Origin of the sequence: Croceicoccus naphthovorans (assembly GCF_001028705.1) — a bacterium.
Classification (GTDB): domain Bacteria; phylum Pseudomonadota; class Alphaproteobacteria; order Sphingomonadales; family Sphingomonadaceae; genus Croceicoccus; species Croceicoccus naphthovorans.
Window position 1 is genome coordinate 742,374 of sequence record NZ_CP011770.1, and the last position, 19,584, is coordinate 761,957.

The window sequence follows — 19,584 nt, forward strand, 5'->3', positions numbered from 1 at the left end:
TGTCAGTCCGCCAGCCCGTGAAGGCAAGCCCCGATCAGATTATGCCGACGGCCTTCCCGGCGTTCTCGAACATCTGCAGGATCTGACCGACTTGTTCTTCGCTATGTTCGGCACAGAGCGAGCAGCGCAGCAGGGTCATGTTCGCAGGCGTTGCGGGCGGGCGGGCCAGGTTCACGTATAGCCCTTCCTTCAGCAGCGCCTCCCACATCGCAGCACCGCGTTCCAGATCGGGCATCAGAACCGCGATGATCGCGCTTTGCGGCGTATCGGTGCCAAGGTCGAAGCCCAGTTCCTTGAGCCCCGCGTGGAGCCGCTTGGAATTCTCCCACAGGTGTTCGCGCTTGTTGCCAGCGTGGATCAGCTTTCGGATGGAGGTGGCGGCGGTCGCGACCACACTGGGCGGCAGGCTGGCGGTGAAGACATAAGGGCGGCAGACAAGCCGCATCACTTCGAACTTGGGGTGGTTCGACACGCAGAAGCCGCCGACGGTGCCGACCGATTTGGAGAACGTGCCGATGATGAAATCGACATCGTCCATCACGCCCTGATCCTCGGCAACGCCGCGACCGTTGGGGCCGATGAAGCCCATCGAATGCGCTTCGTCCACCAGCACCATCGCGCCATGGCGCTTGGCAATCGCGATCATCTCCTTCAGCGGGGCGATGTCGCCCAGCATCGAGTAGACGCCCTCCAGCACGACCAGCTTGCCCGCGCCTTCCGGAATGCGCTTCAGGCGCTTTTCCATCGCCTCGAGGTCGTTGTGCTTGAACGGCACGACTTCGGCATTGCCCATCGCGCAGCCGTCCCAGATGCTGGCGTGGCTGTCGATGTCGAGGACGATATAGTCGCCCTTGCCCGCGATCGTCGAAATGATGCCGAGGTTCGCCTGATACCCGGTCGAAAACACCATCGCGTGCTTGGTGCCGTAGAATTCGCGCAGTGCGGCCTCTACGTCCCTGTGCCCGGCATATGTGCCGTTCAGCACGCGGCTGCCGGTGGTGCCCGAACCGAAGTCGTCCAGCGCCTGCTTGCCCGCTTCGACCACGTCGGGATCGAAGGTCATGCCCATGTAGTTATAGGTGCCAAGCAGGATCGTCTCACGCCCGTTGCACACCGCGGTGACGGGGCTGAGAACCTTTTCCATCACCAGCCCGAACGGATCTTCCAGACCGCTGTCGAGCAGGTCCTGCCGCTGTTTGATGATGCCGTCGAACTTGCTGAAAAGGTCGCCGGAGTTGTGGCCGACGGGGGGCGTTCCGGGCTTGTCCGGCGTTTCGATGCCTTCGCTCATGGTCAGGCGCGCAGCTTCGTTACGGCGTCGATCAGCTGGCCATAGGTTTCGATCTCGGCCTGCTGGTTCATGCTGATGATGATGTCGAATTCGTCCTCGATCGCGGCGACGAAGTCCATGACGGTCAGGCTGTCCCATTCAAGGTCGCCCGCAAAGGTCGTGCTTTCGGTAATTGCGACGCCCTTCTTGTTGAACGGCTCGATCAGGGTGTCGATCCGGGCCTTGGTGTCGTCACGGTCCATCGGGGTGCCTTCGTCCTTCGCGAAACTGGCGATATTGCTGTTGCGGGGCAAAGCGGGGTGGGGCGGCGCTGTCAAGTTTTGCGGGGTAGGGGGCCTGTGCATGACGGCGGATTGTGGACCGCGCGCATCGGTTTCGTACGCTTGTCAGCGGCTGGGCAACGTGTCATCCCGTTCGGGTGACTGGTGGGGGCTGAAGATATGGAAGATCGGGGGGTGAACGCGGGTGAGGCTGCTCCGACCGAGCGCCATTTTTCACCACAGGCGATCCACCTTGTCCGCACGTCGCAAACCAACAATCTCGCGCTCTCGCAGATGGCGGACCAGAAGGCCTCGATCCTGATGGGTGCGACATTCGTGGTATTTACCATCGCGGTTGGACAGGCGGGGCGCGGCGTGCTGCCGATTTCGCTGACGATCCTTGCAATCTTCGCTTTCGCCTCGGCGATCTGCGCGGTGATGGCCGTGCTGCCGTCGACGCGGGGCAAGCACCAGCGGCCGGATGCCCATACCAACGACCTGTTTTTCGGGAATTTCTCGGGCCTGTCGGAGGACGAGTGGACCGAGCGGATGCTCGACCGGCTGGCCACGGACGAGACGGTTTATCGCACGATGCTGCGCGATATTCACCAGAACGGGCAGGTTTTGCAACGCAAGAAGTATCGGTTTCTGGGCTATGCCTATCGCCTGTTCATTGGCGGGCTTTGCACCACGTCTGCGGTGTTCGTATTGGAACGGTTCGTTCTGGGGTCGGGCTGACGATCAGGCTGCGGCGCGGCGATCTAGCAGCGCGTTGACCGCTGCCATGAACGGCTGGATCGACACCGGCTTGGACAGGTACCCCTCTGCCCCGGCGTCGCGAATCCGTTCCTCGTCACCTTTGCCCGCATAGGCGGTGACCGCAAGGATCGGGATATGCCGCAGCAGGTCGTTGCCCTTCATCGCTTCGATCAGCGAAAGGCCCGAAACGTGCGGCAGCTGAATGTCCATGACGACGACTTGCGGATCGAAGCGCAGGGCGATTTCGATGAATTCGCGGCCGTCGGAGCAGGGTTCCACAACGAGCCCGTTGGCGCGCAGCAGGTCGCAAAAAAGCTTCCGATTGAGATCGTTGTCCTCGACAACGAGCACACGTTCAGTCACTGCAATCTACCCCCTGGCGTGGTCTTCCCGTTACCCCGCCAATTGCAATTGGGTATAAAGTTGGTTTCAGATTTGACAACAGGCTTCGCTAATTCGCCCGAACCGGACGATGCCACTGTGGCATTGATGGCACTGTCGTGGATCCTGCAAGATCAATCGCTTGCGGATCGGTTTCTGGCGCTGACCGGCTTTTCGCCCCACTCGCTTCGAACCGGAATCGGCACCCGAGAAGTACAGGGGGCGGTGCTCGATTTCCTTGCCGGGAATGAGGGCGACCTGATTGCCGCCGCCGATACGTTGGGCCTTGCGCCAGAGCGGATCGTGGCGGCCCGCGACAACCTTTTCGGCAGGAATGAATGGCTATGACCCGCCCCCTGATCATCACCGATTGTGACGAAGTGCTACTGCGCATGGTCGTGCATTTCCGTGACTGGCTGGGCGAGGCGCACGATGTCGAACTGGAACTGTCGCAGGGCTTTGCCGAAGGAATGCGCCGTCGGGGCGAGAACAAACCGATGAGTGTGCGCGAGATGTGGCGACTGCTCGGCCTGTTCTTCGATGCCGAGATGCATCGGCAAGACCCGATCCCCGGCGCGGTCGAGGCGATGGGGCGGCTGGCTGAACATGCCGATGTCGTGGTTTTGACAAATCTGGAGGACCACCGCCGCGACGACCGCGTGGCGCAGCTGCGCGGCTTTGGTCTCGACCTGCCGGTCTATACCAATCAGGGGCCGAAAGGGCCCGCGCTAAGGCGAATTCTGGACGAGCGCGGCGCGGACCGGCCTGCGATCTTCATCGACGATCTGGCAGTGCATATCGGCTCGGTGGCGGACGAAGCACCGCACGTCGGACGTCTGCATTTCGTCGGAGAGCCCGGTGTCGCGCCCCATGCACCTTGCGCTTTGGTCGCGGGGCACGCACATGCCCGTATCGACCACTGGCCAGAGGCGGTGCCCTGGCTGTTAGACCGTCTTGGAGTAGAGAAATGTGTGCGATCGAAGCCCGGCTTTCAGAACTGGGCCTAACCCTTCCCGAACCCGCCGCGCCGGTGGCCAGCTATGTCCCGGCAGTAGAAGCAGGTGGCCTGCTGCACATTTCCGGCCAGCTTCCCTTTATCGGCGGCAAGCTGGTGACCGGGCGGCTGGGCGAGGACGTTTCGCTGGAACTGGGGATCGAAGCGGCGCAGGCCTGCGGCGTGATGATCCTTGCGCAGGCGAAACAGGCACTGGGTTCGCTGGACCGCGTGGCCCGGGTCGTAAAGCTGGGCGGGTTCGTCAATTCGACCGGCGCCTTCACCGATCAGCCAAAGGTGGTGAACGGTGCGTCGGACCTGATGCTGGCAGTGTTCGGCGATACGGGCCGCCACGCGCGCAGTGCCGTCGGTGTACCGGTCCTGCCGCTGGGCGCGGCGGTAGAGGTCGATGCGATCCTGCAGGTGACCGCCTGATCGTGATCGGTCGCATCGCGCATCCGACTGTCCGTCAGGACTGGCTGGGCGAGTGGACTTATGCCCATCGCGGGCTGCACCATGACGATGTGACCGAAAATTCCCCGGCGGCTTTCGACGGGGCGATCCGGGCCGGGCTGGGGATAGAATGCGATGTCCAGGCCAGCCGCGATGGCGAGGCGATGGTATTCCACGACTGGACGCTGGACCGGCTGACCTCGGAGAGCGGATCGCTTCGCGACCGGTCGGCGAAGGAACTGGCGGGCGTGGCGCTGCATAGCGGCGGGACGATCCCGCGCCTGTCCGACCTTCTGGCGCAGATTGGCGGGCGCGTCCCGCTGTTGGTCGAGGTAAAGTCGAAGCGCGGCATGGCGTGGAAACCGCTCGCCCGGTCTGTAGCGCGGGCGCTGTCCGGCTATAACGGCGCGGCGGCGGTGATGAGCTTCGACCCACGCATCGTGCGCTGGTTTTCCTATCACCTCTCTGGCCGTCCACGCGGATTGGTGACCGGGCGCGGCGAGAAGACGCGGCTGGCCTTTGCGGTCGAGCGGGCGGTTTCCGTTGCCCATGCGCGACCGACGTTCCTTGCTTGCGACATCCGCGACCTGCCCGATCCCGCACTGGCGCGCTATCGCGAGCGGGGTCTGCCGCTGCTGACCTGGACGGTGCGCAGCCGTGCCCTGATGGCCCGCGCCCGCCTCCACGCCGATGCTGCCATTGCCGAGGGAGCAGGGCTGGCGTGAACGACGATGACAATGCCGCGACGATCTCTGTCGGCCCTTCGGTAGGGGCGCTGGATGCAAATGCTTGGGGTGCGCTGGATCCGACCGGTAATCCCTTCGTTTCTCACCGCTTCCTGACCCTACTGGAAGATTCGCAAAGCGTCGGCGCCGGCACCGGCTGGCGACCTGCTCCTCTGACGCTGACCGATGCGGACGGCGAATTGCTGGCGGCGATGCCATCGTATTTGAAGTGGCATAGTCAGGGTGAATACGTTTTCGACCATTCATGGGCGCAGGCGTGGGAACAGGCCGGCGGCAGCTATTACCCGAAGCTGCAAATCTCGGCGCCGTTCACGCCCGCCACCGGTCCGCGCGTTCTGGCGGCGAGCGAAGAATTCGCCCTCGCCATGCTGCGCGGGGCTGAGGCGTTGTGCGAGCAACAGGGTCTTTCCTCCGCCCACGCCACCTTCATCGCGCCCGAACAGGTGCCGCTGTTCGAAAGGGCGGGTTGGATGATCCGCCACGACATCCAGTTCCACTGGCACAACCGCGACTACGCCGATTTCGATGCGTTTCTCGCCTCGCTATCGTCGCGCAAGCGCAAGGCGATCCGCAAGGAGCGGGCGAAGGCGGTGGAAGGCCTGCGGATCGAGAGCCTGACCGGCGATGCGATCCGCGCCGAGCATTGGGATGCGTTCTGGCTGTTCTATCAGGATACTGGTGCGCGAAAGTGGGGCACGCCCTATCTGACGCGCGAAGCCTTCGAGCTAATCGGTGCGCGCATGGCGGACGAGGTATTGCTGGTGCTGGCGTTCGAGGATGACCGACCGGTCGCCGGGGCGCTGAACTTCATCGGCCCGGACGCGCTCTATGGCCGGTACTGGGGCGCGCTGGTCGACGTGCCGTTCCTGCATTTCGAGCTTTGCTATTACCGCGCCATCGACGCCGCCATCGAAAGCGGCCTGTCGCGCGTAGAGGCGGGCGCGCAAGGCGGGCACAAGTTGGCGCGGGGTTATGAGCCGGTCCAGACGACCTCTGCCCACTATATCCCGCACGAAGGGTTCCGCCGTGCGGTGGCCGACTTCCTTGATCGGGAGCGGCAAGGCATCGGCGCGGATCGGGCCATGCTTCAGGCGATGACCCCGTTCCGGAAAGGTTGACGCGTCAGGCGACGCGGCGGTTGGCGGCGAACTCTGCCAGGAATGCCCGGGCGCGGCGCTGTGCCTCCACGATTTCGCGGGCGGTCATTTCCTCGGCCACTTCGGCGCGGCAGGCCTGAGCCTCTTCATGGCCGCGCGATGCGGCGATGTTGAACCACTTGTGCGCTTCGACAAGATCGCAGAGCGCCCCTCGGCTGCCGGTGGAAAAGGCGCAGCCCAGTTCGAACAGCGCATTGTCGTCGCCCTTGCGATCGGCCTTCAGGCAATTGCAGACGAGCGTTTCGGTTGAAAGCAGCACCGCCGGATCGATGGCGGGCCCGCATTCGACGAGATGGAGATGGTCAATGTAACCCATATCTATCGTCCCCTGTTGTCGCCCCGAAAATCCCCAGCGGGGCAGGCACAAGGTCGGCCATCATGGTCAACAATTGGTTAACGGCAATTTCGGCTGTTTTTTCAGTCCATTTGCACCCTTTAGATTCTGACAGTGTCGTTCGGCTGGTTTTAATCTGTGGGTGACTATCGACACTGCTGAAAATGCCCTTGTTTGCGAATCGGCACGCCCGTATATCGCGCGCCAATGGGATGGATGGGTCGGTTGCCTTCCGCCGGCCTTCAATGGGGTCGGAGTGAGTCGTAATGAGCGTAGTGGCTGCAAACGAAATCGATATTCTGGCCACCGCGCGCAATAACGTGGTCGGCGATTACATGCCCAGCAGTGATGAACCCTACATGGGTCCGCGTCAGCTGGAATTCTTTCGCGAACTACTGGTGGAATGGAAGCATTCGATCCTGAATGCCGCCGCCGGAACCCTGCAGCAGTTGCAGGACGGCCCGATCCGCGAGCCCGATCTGAACGACCGCGCGTCGAGCGAGACCGACTGGGGGATCGAATTGCGCACCCGCGATCGTCAGCGCAAGCTGATCGCCAAGATCGAATCGGCCATTCGCCGCATTGATGAGGGCGAGTACGGTTACTGCGAAGTGACGGGCGAGCCGATTGGCATCGGCCGCCTGATCGCCCGTCCGATCGCTACGATGACGGTAGAGGCGCAGGAAGCGCACGAACGGCGCGAGAAGATTTCGCGCGACGACTAGTCGCGCTTCGGCTTTGGCCGGAATCGCTGCCACATTTTTGTCCCAATCGGGAACAGCGCACAACTCGGCGCTGATATCCGGTGCACGCTCTTTACCTTTCGTTATCCTTGCGGCGTTAATCATTGCGCATCGAGGTTAACGGGCGTGCAACACTTGCACCCCGCGCCGGTGATCAGGGGACGACCCATGTCGAAACGGCCCATGCGGGAACAGGACAACCGCAGGCACGAACGCGATTCGCTGTTTCTCGTCGCCGACTTGCGCGTAGAGCGCGACGGCGCGCCCTATTCGGTGAAGCTGCGCAATGTGTCCGACGCGGGCATCATGGCCGAAGGGCCGATGCGGCTCACGCGCGGCGGTACGGTCTGGATCGACCTTCCCAATATCGGCGAGGTTGCAGGAACCGTGGCATGGACGGCGGGCAACCGTTGCGGCATCGCTTTCGATCAGGAAATCGACGCATCGGAAGTGCGCTTTCCCTTGGCGGACGAGGATGCGCCCATCGAACCCCGCGCCGATCTGGAAAACCATCGCCGCGATTGAGCGGATAAAAACGCAAACCTGCTGACCTTCGTTCGCGCGCCTGATAGAGATTGCGCGATGCCACGCCTTTCGCGATTTGCCCTGCTAACTTCCCTTGTGCTGACCGCTAGTTGCGGTGGCGGCGGCGACGGCCGATTCGACGTACTCCTAGTCGGCTCGGAAGAAGCGGCGCTGAGCGAAGAGCCGCCCTATGGCGAAGCGGCGAAACTGGTGCGCGAAGCCACCGGCAGCGGCCTTGTCGCCTTGGATGCGGAGGGACGCATTCGCCCCGATCTGGCCGCGCGCTGGATCGTGACCGATGACGGGCTTAGCTATATCTTCCGTATTGAGCGCCAACCCGATGCCATAGATACGAACGCCGCTCCGCCGACCGCGCCCGAAGTGCGCAAGGCGCTGCTTGCCGCGATCCGCGACATGAAGGGCACCGGGCTGGCGCGCGATCTGGACGTGATCGACGGCATTTATGCGCGAACCAGCCAGGTGATTGAAATCCGGTTGCGCACGGCGATGCCTGAATTCTTGCAGTTGATGGCCGTTCCCGAACTCTCGCTGAAATTGCCGGAGGGTGAGACCGACGCGCTGGACCTGACCGCCGATGGGCCGTTGCTGACGCTCTCCGAACCCGTGTTCGAAGATCGGACGGCAGGCACGCTCGACATTCGCGTGGCAAAGGCAAAAGACGCGGTAGAGCGGTTTCAGCGGGGCGAGGCAGAGTTGATGCTGGGCGGCGGTATCGATGCCTTGCCGCATGTCGAGTTCGGCCTGTTGCGCGGCACGATCCGGCTGGACCCGGTGGCGGGCCTGTTCGGGCTGGCTGTCGCCGATAGCGAGGGTTTTCTGGCCGAGGCGAGCAATCGCGAAGCGCTCGCGATGGCAATCGACCGCGATGCCCTGATTGCACCGTTCAAGATCGGCGGCTGGACCCCGCGAACGCGGCTGGTGCCCGTGGGCCTGCCCGGCACACAGCAACCGCCGGGACGGTGGGACGATCTAAGCATCGAACAGCGCCAGGGCTTTGCTGCGCAACGTGTGGCGGGCTGGGTGGCCAGCAATGGCGCGGTCGCCCCGCTGACCATTGCGCTGCCCACTGGCACGGGCGGCAACATCCTGTTTCGAAGGCTTTCGGCAGACCTTGGTAGGATCGGACTGGCTGCAAAGCGCGTCGGACCCGATGAAAACGCGGACCTGCGGCTGGTGGACGAGGTCGCCTATCTCGACCGGCCCGAATGGTACTTGCACCGGCTGGACTGCACGGTGATCCGCGCGGTCTGCAGCGCCGATGCCGACGCGCTGGTTTACGAAGCGCTGGGCGAAACCGCGGCCCCGCGCCGCGATGCCCTGCTGGCAGAGGCGGAGGCGATGCTGACGGCGCAGAACGGGTTTATCTCGTTCGGGCCGCCGATCCGGTTTTCGCTGGTGCGCGGCGGGGTTGCGGGCTTTGCGATCAATCGCTGGGGCTTCCATCCCTTGTCGCAGCTGTTCGTCGACACCAACTAGGGCTGGTGAACGACTTCGACGATAGCCCGCCCCGTGCCGACACCCGGCAATCCGGTCGCGCCCGCCGCATGGATTTGCGCGACCAGCTGCCGCTAGGCACCGACCCCGCTTCGATCCGTCAGCGGATAGAAGCAATGGAGGCCATGCTCGAACGTGCGATGGTCGTGCCGGGCACGAACTTTCGCTTTGGGCTGGACTCGGTAATCGGCCTCGTGCCGGTCGTTGGTGATTTCGTGACGGCAGCGATGGGCGCCTATATCGTGTGGGAAGCGCGCAACCTTGGCCTGCCGAAGTGGAAGCTGTGGCACATGGGCGCGAACGTTGCGTTCGATACCGCGATAGGTGCGGTGCCTTTGGTGGGCGACGCCTTCGACTTGCTGTTCCGATCGAACACCAGGAACCTGAAGATCATCCGCAAGCACCTCGACAAGCATCACCCCGCGTCACAGGTGATCGAGGGCTGAGGCGCCCAAGGACTTTGCGCGATCAGAAATCGATCGCGATGCCGTTCTTTTCCCAGTCGCCAAAACGCGTCGGGTCTGGGCGCTCTTCATCCTCGTGCCGCGAACCCGGACCGGGCTTGGGCGCGGGATCGTTGTTCCAGTGCGCGGGCTTCTGGAATTCCGCGGGGCGCTGCGTGGCGCGTTTGATCGGGTCGGTCATGCCCTGCAAGATGGGCGATTGGCCCGCGCGATGCAACGGGGCCATTGCCTGATCGCGCCAATCGGACCATAGCGCGCCGACCATGGCCGAACCCGCCGGATTCCCCGCCCGCCGCGCTGCGCTGCGCATGCTCGATGCCGTCCTGCGCCGGGGCGAGACGCTGGACGGTGCCGCCGGGGCGGGCAAGGGCCTGCCCGGGCCGGACGCCGCGCTGGCCCGCGCGATCGCGGGAGAAGCGCTGCGCTGGCTGGTCGACTGCGATGCGCTGATCGATAGCGCGACGCGTCAGATTTTGCCCGACGACGCCAAGGTACGCACGGTGTTGCGCATGATGCTGGTGCAGGCGTTAAGGCTGGAAACGGCGCCACACGCGGTGATCGCGACCGGACTTCCCTTGCTGGCCGGTGGGCCAAGGCGGCTGGCGCATGGGGTGTTCTCGACGCTGATGAAGCGCGGGGTCAGCCTGCCGGATTTCCCGACCCTGCCCGAAACGGTCGTGGCGCGATGGGGCGTGGAGCGGGCGGCGAAGATCGCCAGCGGTTTGGCCGAACCGCCGCCGCTGGACCTGACGCTGCGCGATCCGGCGGAAACCGACCTGTGGGCGGATCGGCTCGAAGCCACGATCATCGCACCCGGCATCCTGCGCCTGTCGCGTGGGCGGGCGGTAGAGGGCCTGCCCGGATATACCGACGGTGCGTGGTGGATTCAGGACCTCGCCGCGTCAATCCCTGCGACTCTGCTGGGGCGGGGCGAGGGACGGCGGGTGCTGGACCTCTGCGCCGCACCGGGTGGCAAGACGCTGCAACTCGCCGCAGCAGGGTGGCAGGTGACGGCGCTCGACATCTCGGCCCGGCGGCTGGAGCGTTTGAAGCGCAATCTGGCCCGCACCGGCCTGACGGCGGAAATCATCCAGATCGACGCCTTTCAATGGCACCCTGAAGCGCAGTTCGATGCCGTGCTGCTCGATGCGCCGTGCACCGCGACGGGCACGTGTCGCCGCCATCCTGATGTCCTTCACCGCATTACCGACAACCATGTGGCGGAGATGGCGGGGATGCAGCAGAGCCTGCTCGACCGCGCCTCCGGCTGGCTCGGCCCCGACGGGCGGCTGGTCTACGCGGTCTGCTCGTTGGAGGAGGCCGAAGGGGCAGGGCAGGCGGAACAGGCCATGCTAACCCCTCATCCGATTACGGCAGACGAACTGCCTTGCGGTCTGCAACCAGATGCGAACGGCTGGCTGCGAACCGATCCGGGCATGTTGCCGGAAATCGGCGGACTGGACGGCTTCTTCGTCGCCCGCTTCCGCGCCTGAGCGCTATTCGGGCCGCACCCTGTCGGCAAAACTCTTACGTAGTTTTTGCAGTTTGGGCGGGATCGTCGCGACGCAATAGGGATTCCGCTTGCCATCGTTGACCCAATAGTCCTGATGGTAATCCTCTGCGGTATACCAGGTCGCGGGCCCCTCGATGGTTGTCACCACCGGCGTATCGTGCGTGTCCTGCGCGCGGGCAATCGCGGCCTCCGCTTCTGCCTTTTGCGCATCGTCCAGCGGAAATATCGCCGACCGGTACTGCGTACCGACATCGTTGCCCTGCCGGTTCAGCTGCGTCGGATCGTGCGTCGCAAAAAAGATATCGAGGATGTCGCCATAGCGCACGATGTCCGGGTTGAACGTTACCCGGACCGCCTCTGCATGGCCGCTCGCGCCTGAACAAACCTCTCTGTAGGTCGGGTTCTCAGTCTGGCCGCCGATATAGCCGCTCTCAACATTGTTGACGCCCAGAACGTCGCGGTACACAGCCTCGGTGCACCAGAAACAGCCGCCGGCCACGATAGCCTGTTGCATGCGCGCGTAACTCCTTCGATCGCGGGACTGATCAGATAGGAACGCCCCGCCCACTTGTCATCGTTTCGGTCGTCAACGGTTCAGCAAGCGGTTGGTATCCCACCCTTTCCAGTTGGTTGGAGAGGCCATTTGCCTGGAGAGGGTTGCTATACGATGAAGAAACTTGCGATTTTGGTAGGCGCCTTGCCGCTTCTTGCCGCCTGTGCCAACAGCGACGAAAGCGCGCGCGGCGTGACGCACGAAGAAACGCTGTTGAGCGTCAGCGCCAGCGGAGAAGCCGATGCCCGCCCCGACGAGGCGGTGTTCATGGCCGGTGTCGAAACCTGGGGCAGCAATGCCAAGACCGCCAGCGCCAACAACGCCGAGGGCATCGCCAAGGTGGTCGCCGCCTTGAAGGAACTGGGCATCCCCGAAGACGACATCCAGACCCGTAGCGTCGGCGTGCGCAGGATCGACTGGGGCGACAGGAAGGGCCAGTACGGCGCGAACAACACCGTCACCGTAACGGTGCGCGATATGGCCAAGGCGGGTGAGGCGGTGACCGCCGTGACCGAAGTGGGCGCCAACGTGATGAGCGGGCCGGACCTGCGCATGTCGGACCCGGAGGGGCAGGCCAATGCCGCCTATGCCGAAGCCTACAAGGCCGCGCGGACACGAGCGGAAGCTTACGCCGAGGCAGCGGGAATGGAGATCAGCCGCGTGCTCTATATCCGCGATGCGGGCGGATCGCAGGGCGGGCGCTATTTCCAGGGGGCCGTGCCTGTCGCTCCGCCGCCTCCGCCGGTTTCCCCCGCGTACCGGACGAGCACGCGCCCCGAAAGCATGGCCGATGCATCAGCAATCATGCCGGGCCAGACGACCAGCGCCGTAACGGTTCAGGTGGACTTCGCGCTCGTCCCGAAATAGTCGGGAGGACATGACCAAGATCACCGTTGCGGCGCTGCAATGCGCACTGGGCTCTGCCGACGAGCAAGAGAACATCGACCGCATATCAGCGCTTGTCGAACAGGCGGCAGGTGAGGGCGCGCAGGTCATTCTGCCGCCCGAGCTCTTCTCCGGCCCCTATTTCTGCCGCGAGGAGGACGAGGCGCTGTTTTCGCTGGCCCGCCCGACGGCGGAACACCCCAGCGTGATCGCGATGCAGGCGCTGGCGAAAAAGTTGGGCGTGGCGGTTCCGACCAGTTTTTTCGAGCGTGATGGGCACCATTATTACAACACGCTGGCCATGATAGACGCCGCTGGCGAGATCATGGGCACCTATCGCAAGAGCCATATTCCCGACGGACCGGGGTACGAGGAAAAGTACTATTTCCGTCCCGGCAACACCGGTTTCAAGGTGTGGGATGTGTTCGGAACGCGCGTCGGCGTCGGCATCTGCTGGGACCAGTGGTACCCGGAATGCGCCCGCGCGATGGCATTGATGGGGGCGGAATTGCTGTTCTACCCAACGGCTATCGGCTCGGAGCCCTACGACGCCGATCTCGACACCAGCCGCATGTGGCGGCGCGCGATGATCGGGCATTCGGTATCGAACTGCATGCCGGTAATCGCTGCCAACCGCATCGGGAAAGAGGGCGAGCACCAGACCTTCTATGGCCACAGTTTCATCACCGACGAGTGGGGCGATCTGGTCGCCGCCTATGGCCGGGATGAAAGCGGGGTGCTGGTGACGACGCTCGACCTCGCCCGCGCCAAGACGCACCGCGCAGGGATGGGCTTTTTCCGAGACCGTCGTCCGCAATTGTACGGGCGCCTGGCGGAGGATGTCTGACGCGGCGCATGATTACCTAATCGCGCTGGGCAGCAACGTCCGGCACGTTCGACATGGTGCGCCGGAGCGGGTTTTGAGCGCAGCTGTCGATGCGGTTGCGGAATTGGCCGAAGTCATGACCCTGTCCCGTGTCGTCCGCTCTCGCCCCTTGGGGCCGTCGCTGCGCGAATATGCGAACGCAGCCTTGGTCCTGCGCACCGATTGCGAACCCGAAGATCTGCTTGAAGCGTTGCAATCGATCGAGCGATCGTTCGGTCGCAAACGCCGGGGCAGCGCGTGGTCGGCCCGGACGCTCGATCTCGACATCGTGCTGTGGTCGGGCGGTAGCTGGTGCACCCCTCACATCACCATCCCTCACCCCGAATTCCGTCGCCGCACCTTCGTCCTCGGCCCCGCCGCGCAAGTCGCGCCAAACTGGCGCGACCCGATATCGAACCTGACGCTTTTGCAACTCGATCACCGACTTCGTGACCAAGCCGCTTGACCCACGCGATCCCCCTGCCTAGGTGGGCGGCGCACGAAGCGTAACGCGCTTTGCGGGCCCTTAGCTCAGTCGGTAGAGCAACTGACTTTTAATCAGTAGGTCGCTGGTTCGAACCCAGCAGGGCTCACCATAGATAACTGATAAATAAGAATAAAAATGACTTTCTGACTGTAAGGCGCGACCTTTGTCAATTCGTGTCCGTGCTGTGTCCGTAATCTGGAGTTTGTAGTGGCCGAAGTTCCCGATCACTTGGTCCCGAGCGATGGTTTTACCAACTCCACCGTTCGCTATGCCGGGTTTGACGCCATTCCCGGTGAGAGCGGTGCTTCGCACAGATTCGAGTTCGTAGATGGTGACGGTAGGGTGATCGGTACCTACCGGATCGAAACTAAGCCAACCAGCGACGGAACGATCGATGCGATGGTCGCCGGTGCGCATAGACAGATGACGAATGTGCTGCGGCAATGGCTATTCGTCACAGATAAAGTGCGGGCACACTACGAAAAATAGAAAATTTGGTGGAGCCGTATCTATCGCTCAGCATCACAGGATGGCGCGTCATAGTGAATTTTCTTGTGCGATAGAGAGTTCGCTTGCATCAGTCGAAACCTGATTGGTTCTGTTGGGGGAATTCATGGCATCCACTATGCCACTGTTGGATCGCGTAATCTTTGATACGGTGGGCATTGCAGAAGCCGAGGTCGAAGCGAGCCTAGATTGCGACCTCCTGTATTATTACGGAGAGCTTCGTACTAGCAATTTCACCTTTTTTCGCGATTCTGTCGAGCGCTTGGCTGAGCGCGATGAAAAGCGAAATACGCTAGGTCTCTGTTTGACAACGCCGGGCGGGCAGGCTGAGGCCGTCGAACGAATGGTGGAAGTGATCCGTCACCACTATGACAACTTCTATGCCCTTGTCCCCAACACCGCCATGTCGGCAGGAACAATTTTCTGCATGGCCGCAGATAAAATCTACATGGACTATGCCTCAGCTCTCGGCCCGATCGATCCACAAGTTCCGGATCGTGATAATCGGGTACTGGTTCCTGCTCTCGGTTATCTCGACAAAGTTGAAGAGTTGATACAAAAGAGTACCCTTGGCACAATATCACCAGCTGAGTTTCAAATGTTGCAGAGCCTCGATCTGGCCATGCTGCGCTTTTATGAACAAGCGAAAGAGCTTTCAGTGAATTTGCTGAAAAAGTGGTTGGCTGAATACAAGTTCAAAAACTGGACCGAACATCGTACGACCAATCCCGGAACGCCAGTTACCTCGGACGAGCGGTCTGCTAGAGCTGAAGAGATTGCCACCAAGCTCTCAGATAACAATCGCTGGCATTCTCATGGGCGCATGATTGGTATGGGAACATTGCGCGGAGAGATGCGCTTGGAAATTGAAGATTTCAGCCAAGATAGCAAACTCCACAATCAGATTCGGCGCTATGCAGACACGTTAACGGGATATATGGAACGACACGGTAACACCTTCACCATCTTCAATCGTCACCTTCAGTGAGGCTATCATGAGCATCGAAAAGGCGGTGAAAAAAGCGCTTAAAACCAAGAGTGCGAAGGGCGAATTTGCTGAGCAGCTAGAAAGCAATCGCGCCTTTAGCGATCGTATGGGCCGTGCTGGGGTTGTTATCCGCAAACAGGAATTTTCGATCCCACTGATGGAGCGTATTGCTCACTCTACAAGGGGTTAATCAGTCGCTCCATTAGAGGATGGAACCGGGAGAGCGATGGAAACACGCCCTCCCGGCAGGCGGGGTGCCACGGGGAATGGAGACCTCCACCCCACCTAATCCAGTTCGGGCCGTGCGGGCGCTTCGATGCCCAGCCGGTTTGCGGCCTGTACCGCGTTTGAATGGCCTGCAATCAGCGCGTGTTTCAGATCCGATGCGCGGCGGAATGCGCGTTCGTCCGCAAGGCGCTGTTCGTGGCGCTTCACCGCCTCCGCCAGTTCGGCCAGTTCCGCCGTGTCGCGCTCGACCTGTTTGGCGTAGCTATCGACGCGGGCCTGATCCTGTTCGCGTTCCCGGCGCGCGCGATCGGCAACCGCCTTTGTTTCCTGCACGTCCAGCTTGCGCAGATAACCGCGAATATGCGCCGCCTCGACCATCAGTTCGGCGAGGTTCCGGTGACTTGGGTGGGCAGGTTTCAGATCGCCAAGGCCCAGAGCGTGCCAACGCGGATTATCCGGCGTTCCATCCTTGAACGTCTCAGCCTGCATCACCTCGCGTTCGTCGGGCGTCGGTGCGCGTAGGTTGCGGAAGTTCCCGCCATTCAGCTTCACGCCAAGCGCGTTGAGACGCTGTTCCGCCGATGTCCGACCGGTGATGAACTGCCCGTGCTGAATCTGCGCAGCGTTCAGAACCGGCCAATCAGGGCAATCCGCAGGTTCGGGCCAAAGCTTGGCGGGATCGAGCGTCATCGTCCGGTCGATCACGTCGGGCTTTTCCTTTGTTGCCAGCATCGGTCAGCCCTCCGCCTTGGGGAGCGTAAAGCCGGGTGCAACCTTGCTCGATGTAGGCTGTTCCGACTTCGGAAGCTGAAATGCTCCAGGCACATTGCGCCGGTTCGTCGCGGGCACTGGCGCAGCCTTGGCGTCCAGTTCCTCCATAAGCGGCTTGATCGCCTCGCCGATTGCTGCCTTCAGATTGTCGGGCGAGAACACCGCGTCCATTTCGGACAGGATGCCATCGACCTTTTCGGACAACTCGTCGAACTCGTCGCGCGTGACAGGATTTCCAGCCTGCGAAGCGGTGAAACGGCGGATCGGATTGATATTGGTCAGTGCAGTTTTCATTGGATGTAGAACCTTTCTTGAGCGGGACGATTGCTGCGCCGGGTCGCAATCCAAGGTCCGACTGTTTTCTTTGCTTGGAGAATGAGCCACACCGCCCCGGCGACGGAATTGGCAAGGTCGTCATGCCCACCGGGCGCATGGTCGATGCTTTCGCGGCCACCACGGGCCACGCGGCGCTCTAGGCCGACAATCTGATTGGCTAACTTGTCGTGATCCAGCAGGTCGCACCGCTGGCTGTTCAGGGCGGGCAACAGGTCGCGATAGAGATCGCTGCGCACCGCCTCGCTGCAATCGTATTCGATGCCGTGCTTGCGGAATTGTTCGCGCGGCCATTCGCCGCCGTAGCGGTCGCCCGTCACCTTTCGGATGCCGTACTGTTTCAGCAGGTCGCAGAACTCGCCCACAACCGCCTCAGGGCTGAAAGGCGGCTTGCGCTCCCGTACAGCGTCCAGAACAGCAACGCGGTCGTCGCCCCCTTCCTCATGGGCAATCGCAAGCGTCATGCTGTCCTGACTGCCCCCGCTGGGGTCCACGAAGGCCACGTAGCGCGTATTGTTGACGGGCGCGCGCTCATAGACGCCCGGTGACAGGCAGGCTTCCACAACCTCGCGCGTCACGAAGGCCTCAACATCGACACGGAATTGCGCGCCGAACTCTGCCGCCGCCGATGCCGGATCATCGTTGAACGCTTCGGTCAGGAAATCGCCATCGCGCTTGATGGTCGGATTCATGCGCCACGTAGGAGCTTGTACGATCAGCACCTTGCCCGGTTTGCCGTAGTGCTTGCGGTACTTCGTCCACAGCAACCCGCGCCGCGCGTAGGGTGACGAAATGCCGATAAGCATCGCGCCGGGGATCGTTGCCATTGCAGGTTTCACCGCACGGTAAACGTCAAGGTCCGGGTTCACGGTAGCCTCGCTGCGCCAGAATGCCACCTCGTCAAACACTACGGCAACCACAGTCCGCCCGCGCACCCGGCGCTGATCGTTGGTGGTTATCTCGATGCCCAGCCCGTTGGTCAGTTCCAGCCCGTCCGCCATCGACTTGGCCACCATCTGGGCAAGGATAGGCTGCTCAAAGTATGCGCGGAGATAGCCTAGGCAGACGCGGGCCTGATCGCGGTCAACGGCAAGGATTTGCACAACGCCCCGCTCGCCCCTCACCAGACGGGAGAGAAACCCAAGCTGTTCCGCACCGAACGTGGCAAGGAACGCGCCAAGGGCTGCGGCCTTCACGTCCTTGCCGGACCTGCGCCCACAGACAAACCACGCTTCCTCTGCCGGTTCGGTCGGTGCCTCGGTCCTGCCGGTCAACTCGGTGAAGGTGGCCAGTTCGTCTGCGTCGAGCGGTTCGCCGAACAATGCCTTGTCCACCACGCGCCACGCGGCCCAGCTATCCGCCTCAAACCAAGGGCCGAATAGGTTGGGATCGGTGCAGGCCTCCGCGAAGGTAATCATGCCGCCCCCGCCTTCTCAGCGGCCTTGTGGGCGGCATACTCGACAATCGTAGGGGTGATGTTGCGGGCGGTGCGTTCTAGGCCCAGATCGCCCAGCAAGCGGCGCAGCGTGTTGCTGGCAGTGGTATAGGCCTTAACGTCGAACTCTTCGCCATTGGCTGCGGCTGCGTCCTGTTCCTCACACCAGCACACCAGCGAGGCAGCACGGCGGGCAAGCTGCGATTGTGCCTCCGAAGGGTCGCCGCCCATGTCGGTGACGAGGCTGGCCAGAACCTCGCGATAGCGCCGGAACGTGGCTGACCGGCCATCGACGCCAGCAAGGACAGTCGAGCCGTTGCCTACGCGGGTGCGGGCCTGTGGCTTGGGAACGTCTATCGCGGCGGTATCAGCGGGCAAGATTGCCTCCAACGTGCGGACCTTATGCGGACACGAACGCACATAGAGATATAAAAATCAAGCTATTTCAAGGAATATGTCACGATATGGCCACTGATAAGGAAACAGTGGCATGATGTGTCTGGGCGAGCGTCGGCTAGGCAGCCGGATCATAATTTCCCATTGGCCAAGCAAAAAACGTGCCAAGCTGTTGAATTTGTCTGCCCGTTTCCCAGCCCGATCATAGCTACATCAAAACACCATCACCGCGTCGGATAGCAATTCACGGTATTTGCTTGGCAGATTGCCGCCGTTGATGAACTTGGACAGGGTGCCTTGCGGTATGCCCAGCCCATCAGCAAGCCGCGATTGCTCGCCCACCTCATTGCGTTTCAGGTGATTCAGCGTGGATGTTCGCAAAGCGTCCAATTCGGCCCGCGTATCAGGATTGGCTTGTTTCCGTTGCTCTGTTTCCAAACCATCAGACCCTTCCCCCTGGCTAACTGTTTGTGGCTCAATATCTGAGAAATACGAATTGGCGGAATTGACAGGTTTTTCCATTTCATCTGGCTTAGTTTCTGAGCCAGTAAGAGGCAGTGTTTCCAATCCAATGTCAGAAATTGAGCCCGGTTGTGTCAGAAACTGGTCCCGCGAATTTTCGTGTTTCCATTTTTCATAGGCGTGCGACGGTGCCCGGTTCGGCCCCGTTGGTCCTGCAAGCCATGTGAACCCGTACTTGGCCGCGTGGGGTGTTTTGCGGCTGAAGCCGCCCCGTTCACTGCAATAGAGGAAACCTGTCTCGATCAGCTCGGCAATGGCGCGGCGAACAGTATTTCGCGATAGCCCCGTCATCTCTGCGCCGGTTCGGTCGCTGAAAAACCATTCGCCGTTGTTGTCGCCATTTTCGAACAGGCCCATCGCCAGCATGACTTTTACCGCTGAGCCGCTGAGCGCGCGCCAAGCCTCGGTATCGATCTGTTTCTTGAACGATCGGACATGTTTCCGCTTGTCGATATAGGTCGAGCGATCCCGCCCCATCT

At 62.0% G+C, this 19,584-nt stretch carries 28 protein-coding genes and 1 tRNA gene; 18 read left to right on the plus strand and 11 right to left on the minus strand.

Going from position 1 to position 19,584, the window contains the following annotated elements; translation table 11 throughout:
• Window positions 1-34 precede the first annotated feature (34 nt).
• Window positions 35-1,291, minus strand: a complete 1,257-nt coding sequence (gene spt, locus AB433_RS03755) for a serine palmitoyltransferase (protein WP_047819984.1) — start codon at window positions 1,289-1,291, stop codon at window positions 35-37.
• 2 nt (window positions 1,292-1,293) lie between these two features.
• Window positions 1,294-1,533: an acyl carrier protein gene (locus tag AB433_RS03760; RefSeq protein WP_047823248.1), complete on the minus strand. Its 240-nt coding sequence runs from the start codon at window positions 1,531-1,533 to the stop codon at window positions 1,294-1,296.
• A 198-nt stretch (window positions 1,534-1,731) separates the two neighbouring features.
• Here AB433_RS03760 and AB433_RS03765 point away from each other — a divergent pair, with 198 nt between their 5' ends.
• Window positions 1,732-2,289, plus strand: coding sequence for a Pycsar system effector family protein (locus tag AB433_RS03765; RefSeq protein WP_047819985.1), 558 nt, complete (start codon window positions 1,732-1,734; stop codon window positions 2,287-2,289).
• 3 nt (window positions 2,290-2,292) lie between these two features.
• Here the strand turns inward: AB433_RS03765 and AB433_RS03770 are convergent, their stop codons facing one another.
• Window positions 2,293-2,673, minus strand: coding sequence for a response regulator (locus AB433_RS03770; protein WP_047819986.1), 381 nt, complete (start codon window positions 2,671-2,673; stop codon window positions 2,293-2,295).
• 72 nt (window positions 2,674-2,745) lie between these two features.
• Here AB433_RS03770 and AB433_RS03775 point away from each other — a divergent pair, with 72 nt between their 5' ends.
• The 5 genes from AB433_RS03775 to AB433_RS03795 are packed head-to-tail and all read left to right on the plus strand — an operon-like array spanning window position 2,746 to window position 6,002.
• On the plus strand, window positions 2,746-3,039 hold the full coding sequence (locus tag AB433_RS03775) for a DUF3572 domain-containing protein (RefSeq protein ID WP_047819987.1): 294 nt from the start codon (window positions 2,746-2,748) through the stop codon (window positions 3,037-3,039).
• Window positions 3,036-3,698, plus strand: coding sequence for a hypothetical protein (locus AB433_RS03780; protein ID WP_047819988.1), 663 nt, complete (start codon window positions 3,036-3,038; stop codon window positions 3,696-3,698). The genes AB433_RS03775 and AB433_RS03780 overlap by 4 nt, the downstream gene beginning before the upstream one ends.
• Window positions 3,659-4,120 (plus strand): RidA family protein, encoded by a 462-nt coding sequence (locus tag AB433_RS03785; RefSeq protein WP_047819989.1) that lies wholly within the window; start codon window positions 3,659-3,661, stop codon window positions 4,118-4,120. The genes AB433_RS03780 and AB433_RS03785 overlap by 40 nt, the downstream gene beginning before the upstream one ends.
• A 2-nt stretch (window positions 4,121-4,122) precedes the next feature.
• Complete coding sequence (locus tag AB433_RS03790) at window positions 4,123-4,863, plus strand: glycerophosphodiester phosphodiesterase family protein (RefSeq protein WP_245626575.1); 741 nt, start codon at window positions 4,123-4,125, stop codon at window positions 4,861-4,863.
• Window positions 4,860-6,002: a GNAT family N-acetyltransferase gene (locus AB433_RS03795; protein WP_047819990.1), complete on the plus strand. Its 1,143-nt coding sequence runs from the start codon at window positions 4,860-4,862 to the stop codon at window positions 6,000-6,002. The genes AB433_RS03790 and AB433_RS03795 overlap by 4 nt, the downstream gene beginning before the upstream one ends.
• 4 nt (window positions 6,003-6,006) lie before the next feature.
• On the opposite strand, the gene AB433_RS03800 is transcribed toward AB433_RS03795, so the two are convergent.
• Entirely contained in the window at window positions 6,007-6,357 is a 351-nt protein-coding gene (locus tag AB433_RS03800) for an SEL1-like repeat protein (RefSeq protein WP_047819991.1), read from the minus strand.
• A gap of 284 nt (window positions 6,358-6,641) precedes the next feature.
• On the opposite strand from AB433_RS03800, the gene dksA reads away from it, so the two are divergent.
• From dksA to AB433_RS03820, 4 genes are all read left to right on the plus strand, one after another.
• Window positions 6,642-7,100 (plus strand): RNA polymerase-binding protein DksA, encoded by a 459-nt coding sequence (gene dksA, locus AB433_RS03805; RefSeq protein ID WP_047819992.1) that lies wholly within the window; start codon window positions 6,642-6,644, stop codon window positions 7,098-7,100.
• 186 nt (window positions 7,101-7,286) lie between these two features.
• Window positions 7,287-7,643 carry a PilZ domain-containing protein gene (locus tag AB433_RS03810; RefSeq protein WP_053058967.1) on the plus strand — a complete coding sequence of 119 codons (357 nt, stop codon included), beginning with the start codon at window positions 7,287-7,289 and terminating at the stop codon, window positions 7,641-7,643.
• A 96-nt stretch (window positions 7,644-7,739) separates the two neighbouring features.
• The gene (locus AB433_RS03815) at window positions 7,740-9,140 is read left to right on the plus strand and encodes an ABC transporter substrate-binding protein (RefSeq protein WP_156170662.1); all 1,401 of its coding nucleotides are present in this window, start codon (window positions 7,740-7,742) and stop codon (window positions 9,138-9,140) included.
• A 68-nt stretch (window positions 9,141-9,208) separates the two neighbouring features.
• Window positions 9,209-9,604 carry a DUF4112 domain-containing protein gene (locus AB433_RS03820; RefSeq protein ID WP_047823254.1) on the plus strand — a complete coding sequence of 132 codons (396 nt, stop codon included), beginning with the start codon at window positions 9,209-9,211 and terminating at the stop codon, window positions 9,602-9,604.
• 22 nt (window positions 9,605-9,626) lie between these two features.
• On the opposite strand, the gene AB433_RS19850 is transcribed toward AB433_RS03820, so the two are convergent.
• On the minus strand, window positions 9,627-9,803 hold the full coding sequence (locus AB433_RS19850) for a DUF1674 domain-containing protein (protein WP_082135018.1): 177 nt from the start codon (window positions 9,801-9,803) through the stop codon (window positions 9,627-9,629).
• Window positions 9,804-9,885: 82 nt separating this feature from the next.
• Here AB433_RS19850 and AB433_RS03830 point away from each other — a divergent pair, with 82 nt between their 5' ends.
• A complete protein-coding gene (locus AB433_RS03830) occupies window positions 9,886-11,115 on the plus strand; it encodes an RsmB/NOP family class I SAM-dependent RNA methyltransferase (protein ID WP_047819995.1) in 1,230 nt (409 codons plus the stop codon).
• Window positions 11,116-11,118: 3 nt separating this feature from the next.
• Here AB433_RS03830 and msrA read toward each other — a convergent pair whose 3' ends face one another.
• Window positions 11,119-11,649, minus strand: a complete 531-nt coding sequence (gene msrA, locus AB433_RS03835; RefSeq protein WP_047819996.1) for a peptide-methionine (S)-S-oxide reductase MsrA — start codon at window positions 11,647-11,649, stop codon at window positions 11,119-11,121.
• Window positions 11,650-11,802: 153 nt separating this feature from the next.
• On the opposite strand from msrA, the gene AB433_RS03840 reads away from it, so the two are divergent.
• The 7 genes from AB433_RS03840 (at window position 11,803) to AB433_RS03870 (ending at window position 15,610) form a co-directional block, all read left to right on the plus strand.
• A complete protein-coding gene (locus tag AB433_RS03840; protein ID WP_047819997.1) occupies window positions 11,803-12,555 on the plus strand; it encodes an SIMPL domain-containing protein in 753 nt (250 codons plus the stop codon).
• Between the two features lie 10 nt (window positions 12,556-12,565).
• Window positions 12,566-13,420: an N-carbamoylputrescine amidase gene (aguB, locus tag AB433_RS03845; protein ID WP_047819998.1), complete on the plus strand. Its 855-nt coding sequence runs from the start codon at window positions 12,566-12,568 to the stop codon at window positions 13,418-13,420.
• On the plus strand, window positions 13,413-13,904 hold the full coding sequence (gene folK, locus AB433_RS03850; protein WP_047819999.1) for a 2-amino-4-hydroxy-6-hydroxymethyldihydropteridine diphosphokinase: 492 nt from the start codon (window positions 13,413-13,415) through the stop codon (window positions 13,902-13,904). Before aguB ends, folK begins: the two co-directional genes overlap by 8 nt.
• A 54-nt stretch (window positions 13,905-13,958) precedes the next feature.
• Window positions 13,959-14,034: transfer RNA gene (locus AB433_RS03855), tRNA-Lys, on the plus strand.
• Window positions 14,035-14,132: 98 nt separating this feature from the next.
• Entirely contained in the window at window positions 14,133-14,414 is a 282-nt protein-coding gene (locus AB433_RS03860; RefSeq protein ID WP_047820000.1) for a hypothetical protein, read from the plus strand.
• A 124-nt stretch (window positions 14,415-14,538) separates the two neighbouring features.
• Window positions 14,539-15,420, plus strand: coding sequence for an SDH family Clp fold serine proteinase (locus AB433_RS03865; protein ID WP_218916916.1), 882 nt, complete (start codon window positions 14,539-14,541; stop codon window positions 15,418-15,420).
• Window positions 15,421-15,427: 7 nt separating this feature from the next.
• A complete protein-coding gene (locus AB433_RS03870; protein WP_047820002.1) occupies window positions 15,428-15,610 on the plus strand; it encodes a hypothetical protein in 183 nt (60 codons plus the stop codon).
• Window positions 15,611-15,705: 95 nt separating this feature from the next.
• Here the strand turns inward: AB433_RS03870 and AB433_RS03875 are convergent, their stop codons facing one another.
• The 5 genes from AB433_RS03875 to AB433_RS19310 all read right to left on the minus strand — a co-directional run bounded on the left by AB433_RS03875 (window position 15,706) and on the right by AB433_RS19310 (window position 19,582).
• A complete protein-coding gene (locus AB433_RS03875) occupies window positions 15,706-16,380 on the minus strand; it encodes a hypothetical protein (RefSeq protein ID WP_047820003.1) in 675 nt (224 codons plus the stop codon).
• Between the two features lie 3 nt (window positions 16,381-16,383).
• Complete coding sequence (locus tag AB433_RS03880; protein WP_047820004.1) at window positions 16,384-16,713, minus strand: hypothetical protein; 330 nt, start codon at window positions 16,711-16,713, stop codon at window positions 16,384-16,386.
• Window positions 16,710-18,170, minus strand: coding sequence for a hypothetical protein (locus AB433_RS03885; RefSeq protein WP_047820005.1), 1,461 nt, complete (start codon window positions 18,168-18,170; stop codon window positions 16,710-16,712). Before AB433_RS03885 ends, AB433_RS03880 begins: the two co-directional genes overlap by 4 nt.
• A complete protein-coding gene (locus AB433_RS03890) occupies window positions 18,167-18,565 on the minus strand; it encodes a hypothetical protein (protein ID WP_053059258.1) in 399 nt (132 codons plus the stop codon). Before AB433_RS03890 ends, AB433_RS03885 begins: the two co-directional genes overlap by 4 nt.
• A 231-nt stretch (window positions 18,566-18,796) precedes the next feature.
• Window positions 18,797-19,582: a helix-turn-helix domain-containing protein gene (locus AB433_RS19310; protein WP_053058968.1), complete on the minus strand. Its 786-nt coding sequence runs from the start codon at window positions 19,580-19,582 to the stop codon at window positions 18,797-18,799.
• Window positions 19,583-19,584 lie beyond the last annotated feature (2 nt).

Coding starts and splice junctions, on each gene's coding strand:
- AB433_RS03865 (WP_218916916.1), top strand. CDS start 14,539: ATGGCATCCACTATGCCACTGTTGGATCGCGTAATCTTTGATACGGTG.
- AB433_RS03870 (WP_047820002.1), top strand. CDS start 15,428: ATGAGCATCGAAAAGGCGGTGAAAAAAGCGCTTAAAACCAAGAGTGCG.
- AB433_RS19310 (WP_053058968.1), bottom strand. CDS start 19,582: ATGGGGCGGGATCGCTCGACCTATATCGACAAGCGGAAACATGTCCGA.
- AB433_RS03840 (WP_047819997.1), top strand. CDS start 11,803: ATGAAGAAACTTGCGATTTTGGTAGGCGCCTTGCCGCTTCTTGCCGCC.
- folK (WP_047819999.1), top strand. CDS start 13,413: ATGTCTGACGCGGCGCATGATTACCTAATCGCGCTGGGCAGCAACGTC.
- AB433_RS03880 (WP_047820004.1), bottom strand. CDS start 16,713: ATGAAAACTGCACTGACCAATATCAATCCGATCCGCCGTTTCACCGCT.
- AB433_RS03785 (WP_047819989.1), top strand. CDS start 3,659: ATGTGTGCGATCGAAGCCCGGCTTTCAGAACTGGGCCTAACCCTTCCC.
- aguB (WP_047819998.1), top strand. CDS start 12,566: ATGACCAAGATCACCGTTGCGGCGCTGCAATGCGCACTGGGCTCTGCC.
- AB433_RS03765 (WP_047819985.1), top strand. CDS start 1,732: ATGGAAGATCGGGGGGTGAACGCGGGTGAGGCTGCTCCGACCGAGCGC.
- AB433_RS03800 (WP_047819991.1), bottom strand. CDS start 6,357: ATGGGTTACATTGACCATCTCCATCTCGTCGAATGCGGGCCCGCCATC.
- msrA (WP_047819996.1), bottom strand. CDS start 11,649: ATGCAACAGGCTATCGTGGCCGGCGGCTGTTTCTGGTGCACCGAGGCT.
- AB433_RS03885 (WP_047820005.1), bottom strand. CDS start 18,170: ATGATTACCTTCGCGGAGGCCTGCACCGATCCCAACCTATTCGGCCCT.
- AB433_RS03820 (WP_047823254.1), top strand. CDS start 9,209: ATGGATTTGCGCGACCAGCTGCCGCTAGGCACCGACCCCGCTTCGATC.
- spt (WP_047819984.1), bottom strand. CDS start 1,291: ATGAGCGAAGGCATCGAAACGCCGGACAAGCCCGGAACGCCCCCCGTC.
- AB433_RS19850 (WP_082135018.1), bottom strand. CDS start 9,803: ATGACCGACCCGATCAAACGCGCCACGCAGCGCCCCGCGGAATTCCAG.
- dksA (WP_047819992.1), top strand. CDS start 6,642: ATGAGCGTAGTGGCTGCAAACGAAATCGATATTCTGGCCACCGCGCGC.
- AB433_RS03810 (WP_053058967.1), top strand. CDS start 7,287: ATGTCGAAACGGCCCATGCGGGAACAGGACAACCGCAGGCACGAACGC.
- AB433_RS03780 (WP_047819988.1), top strand. CDS start 3,036: ATGACCCGCCCCCTGATCATCACCGATTGTGACGAAGTGCTACTGCGC.
- AB433_RS03875 (WP_047820003.1), bottom strand. CDS start 16,380: ATGCTGGCAACAAAGGAAAAGCCCGACGTGATCGACCGGACGATGACG.
- AB433_RS03760 (WP_047823248.1), bottom strand. CDS start 1,533: ATGGACCGTGACGACACCAAGGCCCGGATCGACACCCTGATCGAGCCG.
- AB433_RS03830 (WP_047819995.1), top strand. CDS start 9,886: ATGGCCGAACCCGCCGGATTCCCCGCCCGCCGCGCTGCGCTGCGCATG.